We start from the raw sequence: 741 nt of genomic DNA, 5'->3' as shown, positions 1-741 counted from the left end.
TGTCGCTTCGCTCGGATTTTAGCCCACGCGTTACTGCCCCTTATGTGGGTGTTAGCTGCCAATCAGCGAAAGGGATTTCATGACAAAATTTGAAATAGCAATTTCTACTCTCTTAATAGGGTTTATACTTGGTCAAGCTACGGATATTTCTAAATATTATCTTGTAATAGTTAGAAAAAAACGAGCATTGCGTCAAGAAGTCCAAGATCATCAAGACCGAATGAATTATTTAAAAAGCAGATTATGTTCTATCGCAGAAATGTACGTTGAAGGTCAAGTTAGGGGACTTCCTTCCCCTGGCGCTATCGAAATTTTAATTTTCAATAAAGATTTTGCAGACATATTGCCCCATTTGAATAAAGTAGAACGGAAGCAATATAGTGATCATTATGGAACTATTTCTTCTTTCAACAAATGCGCAGCAGAACTTTCTGAGGTAACTCATAAAAGTAATCACATTGTTTATCTTTATCAATTAACCTGTATGTTGGTAGAAACATCAAGATTTATCATTGAAAAACGTGAGTCAGTTTTAGTTGATGAAGAAGAAATCCTTACAGACTGCAGAGATATGGCAACTAAATTTGCTAACCAATATGGCTTAGATCCTGATGAAGGCGAGGCAGCTAACAAACCACTGTAGCCGCTCGCAGGCTCGCTGGGACACAAACACGGTGGCTGTGTCACTTCGTTCCGATTCTAGCCACCGTGTTTGTGCCCCTAAGTGGGGTGTTAGTTTCC

1 protein-coding gene is annotated in these 741 nt (G+C 39.4%); it reads left to right on the top strand.

Annotated elements, in window-relative coordinates:
* Positions 1 to 79: 79 nt before the first annotated feature.
* Positions 80 to 643: a hypothetical protein gene (locus ACXAFQ_RS20465; protein WP_474825216.1), complete on the top strand. Its 564-nt coding sequence runs from the start codon at positions 80 to 82 to the stop codon at positions 641 to 643.
* The last annotated feature ends 98 nt before the right edge of the window (positions 644 to 741 follow it).

It is taken from the genome of Alteromonas sp. ABH2_165 (assembly GCF_056159945.1).
The sequence above is the reverse complement of the archived record's forward strand: the minus strand, read 5'-3'. Positions and strand labels throughout refer to the sequence as shown.

Bases quoted from the DNA above. Each gene is read 5' to 3' on its own strand.
- ACXAFQ_RS20465 (WP_474825216.1), top strand. From the start codon at position 80: ATGACAAAATTTGAAATAGCAATTTCTACTCTCTTAATAGGGTTTATA.